8 protein-coding genes are annotated in these 4,927 nt (G+C 47.7%); 3 read left to right on the top strand and 5 right to left on the bottom strand.

What is annotated here, in order from left to right; all coding sequences use genetic code 11:
- Positions 1-97: 97 nt before the first annotated feature.
- Genes JCM11217_RS11935 through JCM11217_RS17105 form a run of 5 tightly spaced genes read right to left on the bottom strand, consistent with a single transcriptional unit; the run spans position 98 to position 3,035 of the window.
- Entirely contained in the window at positions 98-817 is a 720-nt protein-coding gene (locus JCM11217_RS11935; RefSeq protein WP_243679407.1) for an MBL fold metallo-hydrolase, read from the bottom strand.
- Positions 711-932 (bottom strand): hypothetical protein, encoded by a 222-nt coding sequence (locus JCM11217_RS17110; RefSeq protein WP_243679406.1) that lies wholly within the window; start codon positions 930-932, stop codon positions 711-713. The genes JCM11217_RS11935 and JCM11217_RS17110 overlap by 107 nt, the downstream gene beginning before the upstream one ends.
- 42 nt (positions 933-974) lie before the next feature.
- On the bottom strand, positions 975-2,141 hold the full coding sequence (locus JCM11217_RS11930; RefSeq protein WP_243679405.1) for an aminotransferase class I/II-fold pyridoxal phosphate-dependent enzyme: 1,167 nt from the start codon (positions 2,139-2,141) through the stop codon (positions 975-977).
- A gap of 40 nt (positions 2,142-2,181) precedes the next feature.
- Complete coding sequence (locus JCM11217_RS11925; RefSeq protein WP_243679404.1) at positions 2,182-2,787, bottom strand: pyrroline-5-carboxylate reductase dimerization domain-containing protein; 606 nt, start codon at positions 2,785-2,787, stop codon at positions 2,182-2,184.
- Complete coding sequence (locus JCM11217_RS17105) at positions 2,787-3,035, bottom strand: NAD(P)-binding domain-containing protein (RefSeq protein ID WP_243679403.1); 249 nt, start codon at positions 3,033-3,035, stop codon at positions 2,787-2,789. The genes JCM11217_RS11925 and JCM11217_RS17105 overlap by 1 nt, the downstream gene beginning before the upstream one ends.
- A 239-nt stretch (positions 3,036-3,274) precedes the next feature.
- Here JCM11217_RS17105 and JCM11217_RS11920 point away from each other — a divergent pair, with 239 nt between their 5' ends.
- The 3 genes from JCM11217_RS11920 to JCM11217_RS11915 all read left to right on the top strand — a co-directional run.
- A complete protein-coding gene (locus tag JCM11217_RS11920) occupies positions 3,275-3,763 on the top strand; it encodes a hypothetical protein (RefSeq protein ID WP_243679402.1) in 489 nt (162 codons plus the stop codon).
- 30 nt (positions 3,764-3,793) lie between these two features.
- Positions 3,794-4,024, top strand: coding sequence for a hypothetical protein (locus JCM11217_RS17100; RefSeq protein WP_243679401.1), 231 nt, complete (start codon positions 3,794-3,796; stop codon positions 4,022-4,024).
- Between the two features lie 60 nt (positions 4,025-4,084).
- The coding region (locus JCM11217_RS11915) for a PD-(D/E)XK nuclease family protein (RefSeq protein WP_243679400.1) at positions 4,085-4,927 on the top strand (843 nt) is incomplete at its 3' end.

Here is a 4,927-nt window from a genome sequence, read left to right as displayed (position 1 = left end):
ATGAGGAGACGGTGAGCGAGGGTAGGACAAAGAGGGTAAAGGCAATAACTAAGACAATGGCGAACCTAAACTGCCCCCCCGCCCAGGGCCCACGGGCCTAAATTACCTCTCTTTCCAGCGCGGAGCGGTTGAGTAGGTAATTATGCGGTGAATCAATGCTTATGCCTAACAACGAGAATACCTTCACAATCAAGTCCTCAAGCACCACAGAATCATTAATGCTATTTAGGACGAGCTCCCTCAGCCTATTTATTGCGTTTGCATTCTCGTTAATAACGTTAATGGCATCAGAAGGTTTCAGCGTATCGCCGTGGGCAGGCACGATGTACTCATACTTACTTACATTCTCAACAAGCTTCTTAAGACTTTCAAGTGCAAGCCCCCCCGCATTTAAGTGGTATGGCGCACCGTACTTTCGAATAACGTCTACTGGGAAGAATGAGTCAGCCGTGAACAATACATTACCGTAGGATATACCGACCATGCCCATTGTGTGTCCAGGCAGCGGTATTACCTCAAAACCCGCTTCCCTACGTAGGTCATCCAAATCCATAACCGGCACACCCTCGGCCTCGAGGAGCTTGGTCCTAAGCATCTTGGGTGGAAACGAACCGAAGAGGTAGAGTGGCTCAAGCACGGGCCTCTCTATGAAGGGTTTATCCTCAGGCGTTGCGTAGACTGCAGCACCGCTCCTCTTAACGATTAATGCATTACCACCAATGTGGTCTGCGTGGTGGTGGGTATTGACTATGGCCCGAACCCTCAGGTTTAGGGGGCTTAATAGCGTTGAGTATTCTACGCCCTGAGTCTTCGTCAATTCCCGTATCAACTATCACGCACTCATTATTATCAATCACTAACACGCCGGCATTAGTCCTACCAAGCACCACGTACACATTGTCTGAAAGCTTCTGTAACCTCTGTGCCTGCATTATTGATAATACATTGAATAGCTTTTAAGTAATTCAGCATACCTAAGCATAACTAAGTGCTTGGCTGAGGTCATTAATTATGTCCTCGGGGGGGTCCTCGAGACCTACGCTTAGCCTAAGTAGGTTGTCCTTAATGCCCGCCCTGGCCCTATCCTCAGGGCTCCAGTGTGCGTGTGTTGTGCTTGCTGGGTGCGTTATTATGCTCTCGGTTCCCCCGAAGCTGACGCTCGGTATTATCATCTTCACGTGCTTATAAACGGCCATTGCCTCCCTCAGGCCGCCCTTTACCTCGAAACTTACAATACCACCGCAGTTACTGAGTAATTTCTTGGCTATTTCATAGGTCTCGTGACTATCGAGACATGGGTAGTAAACCTTCTCGACCTTCGGGTGGTCCATTAGGAATTCAGCTACGGCTTTAGCGTTCTCCTCGTGAGTCCTCATCCTGATGTGGAGTGTCTTTAATCCTCTGTCAACTAGGAATGCTGTGAAGGGCTCCATAATCGTGCCGAGGAATCTCCTCCACTCCCAAACGCCCTTAATCCTATCATCGCTCCCGATTATGAAGCCGGCCACAACATCGTTATGTCCACTGAGGTACTTAGTGGCGCTGTGAATCACGAAGTCCGCGCCGTGGCTAATTGGCGTGATACCCATTGGCGTGGCTAGAGTATTGTCGACAACGACTACGGCACCAACCTCGCGGGATGCTCTAACTATCTTGGGAATGTCGTAAACCCTAAGGAGTGGGTTTGATACGGACTCGATAAATACCACATTAATACCGTTCCTTAAGGAGTTAATGACGTTGTTAGTGCCGGGGGGGTCCGTAATTACTGTCTTAACACCAAACCTGCCCAGCCTCTCCATAAGGACAAGGGTTGAGCCGTAGACGTCAAGGGGGGGCATGAGCACTGTAGAATCCCTCGAGAGGAGTGCCATCATTAACGTGGTTATTGCAGCCATACCGCTGGAGGTTCCTAGGGCATCAACGCCGTGCTCAAGCTCAGCCATCTTACTCTCCACAGCGTGAACCGTTGGGTTATCCTCCCTACTATATTTAAGCGGTACTATGCCGTGTAAGGATGGCCTTTGCTCGGGCTCCCTATAATCGAAGAGTGAGGTTTGGTAAATGGGCTCGATAATGGAGCCAATACCATCATTAACATGCCTTATACCTCCGCGCACGCTTTTTGTGCCCTTACCCACGAGGCTCACGATTTTGACAGAGGTATTAAGCATTGCGTACCTAATCACTGATTTTTGACCTAATGTTCATTTCAATCTCCTGACTAATTTCATGCCCCCCCCTCCTCGCGGTCTCCTCAATCATCCTCATAATCAAGCCCCCCCTAAGACCACTCTCCTCAGCAACCTTAATACCCCCCCTAATGGTGACGCCACCGGGTGTCGTAACCTCCTCAATGACCTCCCACGGTCTTCTAAACTTAAGTAACTCGGTACTGGTTTCCAGGGTACCCACGGCTAGCTCCCAGGAGATGTCAGTCGGTACGCCAAGCAGGAGCCCGGCCTCCCAGAGAGCCTCGAGTATTAACGCCATGAAGGCAGGTCCTGAGCCACTAATGGCGGTTATCGCATCCATGTAACGCTCATTAACGACAATGCACCTACCCATGGAACCAAATATGTCGCATGCCCTCTTAACATCATCATTGGACGTTCTCGAGCCAGGCGCGATGGCAGTCACACCCCCCCTCTCAATTACAATGCCTATATTCGGCATGGCCCTAATCACCTTAGAAGGCACAATACCCTCAATAACGCCGGTGGTAACCCCCCCCGCAACCACGGAAATGAGTAACTGATCACTACTAAGGACGTTACGTATTGGCATCAAGGCATCAGGGACTTGATACGCTTAACAGCCAGTATTACAATGTCTGCATCCTTAACAACCTCCGCATTGTTCGTGGTCACAAACACGCCGGGTAATTCACGCCTAACCCTACTAACGCTCTCAACTCTCCTAACACTACCGCTTATATTAGCAGGATCAACACCAGACTTTATCAGGGACTTGGCTATGGCGGTCCCTATTTTACCAAGCCCGATTATTACGTACCTGGCAATAAAACCACCCAACGTATTGCAATGAACCACCTATTTATAAGCATTGCGTGGGTTATAGATAATATAGATTTAGTCAGCCCGGTGATCCACGTCATCGCATCCAACGGCTAGGATTTCATCACTAAAGCCTTAAAACTAAAGCCCACTTTAAACAATTATTGGTGATGAGGTTCAAGGGCCACGAGCGATGAGGATAAACGGCGGAGTGCTGACCATTAAATATTAAATAATGCACGTTAAATAAGTCCATCATGAGCCAAGTGACGATTACGGCGTTACTAACGCTGGGACTGATCATTGCATTGATGATTTACGAAATGCCATTCACGTACAGCAATGCCCATGTGGCAACGATAGAGTTGGGTGATGACCCATTAATAATCGCCGTATCGGACCTACACCTAGAATCAAATAGGAAAGACCTGGGCTGCATTGGTAATTACCTAAGGAACTTAGGTAAGGATGGCATTTACCTGGTTATTAATGGGGACATATTTGATAGGGCGCACGGGCGAGTACTGAGCCAGAACCATATTCACGAATTGGTACATCGTCTAAACCTGGCGGGCATTAATGGGTTAAGGGAGGTGATTTACGTGATGGCTATGTATGATCATGATCCAAGGGTTGATCATGAGGAGGTTAGGTACAGCATTAATGGTGTTAGCGTTAGGGTAATTCGTGGGATAATGAAGCTGGTCATAGGCGGTAGGACCTTCTGGTTCCTGCATGGTGATTAAGTTGTTAGGAATGGATTAATTGCATCACTGATGAATAAACTACTTAATGGTTCATACGACAGGTTAGTTAGGTTCATACTGAGGGCTAGGAGAGATGATTGGGTCGTGATTGGGCACACGCATGTACCCAATATAAATAATGGACTACGCATAGCCAATACGGGTTCGTGGATAGACAGGTTCATAAGCGCCACGAACACCGCAATAGTGATTAATGGATTGGGTAACGTGGAACTAATAAGTATTAAGTGCAATTCCTAATCGCATCACGGCTAGGTGAAACCATAGATTTAAATTTAAGGATGTGAAGCATAACCCGTAGTGTCACTGGCCGAGGAGATTAAGAGGGTTTTGCTGGAGAACCCAAATATCTTAGTCGAGGTTCTCGTTTCAAGGCCCGAGATTATTTACCAAGCCCTCGCTAAATTAACGCCATGGCAAAACCTAACCACGAAGCACGATATCGAGGAATTAAGGAAGTACGTAGATGGTAAATTCGAAGAATTAAGGAAGGAGGTGCAGGAAGTAAAGAAATACGTAGATGATAAGGTCCAAGAAATGAAAAACGTAATAGCGACTAAGGAGGGAGTTGAGGAGTTAAGGCGTGAGGTTGAGGATGTAAGGAATAGAATGGCAACTAAGGAGGAGGTTCAGGAATTAAGGAAGGAGGTACAAATGATTAAGGATACGATGGCTACTAAAAGGGATGTCGAGGAACTAAGGAGGTACGTTGATAATCAGATTAAGTTCCTATCCATTAAACTTGATGCCCTTGGTGCCCGTTGGGGCGTGGTTAATGAGGATGCCTTTAGAAATGGCGTGAGGGAGATCCTTAGGGATGCAGGCTACACAGTTGAGAAGTGGCTGTACTACGACGCGGACGGCTACGTCTATGGCTACCCAAGCGAAATAGAGCTTGATGTAATTGTTAAGGATAATATCACCATGATTGTGGAAATATCATCGGCAATAAGGAGGAGCGATTTAATAATCATTAAGCGCAAGGCCGAGCTCTACATGAAGGCCACGGGCAGAACAGTTGATAGAATACTGGCGATAACGCCATACATAGGCGATAAGAACCCCGACTACGTAAGGGTCATGGCTGAGAGAATGGGGGGGATAAAGGTAATAACGCCCGAGGGCATGGCAGGGCAGGGGGGG

The organism is Vulcanisaeta distributa JCM 11217, assembly GCF_001316005.1.
GTDB classification, from domain to species: Archaea; Thermoproteota; Thermoprotei; order Thermoproteales; family Thermocladiaceae; genus Vulcanisaeta; species Vulcanisaeta distributa_B.
This window is presented reverse-complemented; position numbering and strand designations above follow the sequence as displayed.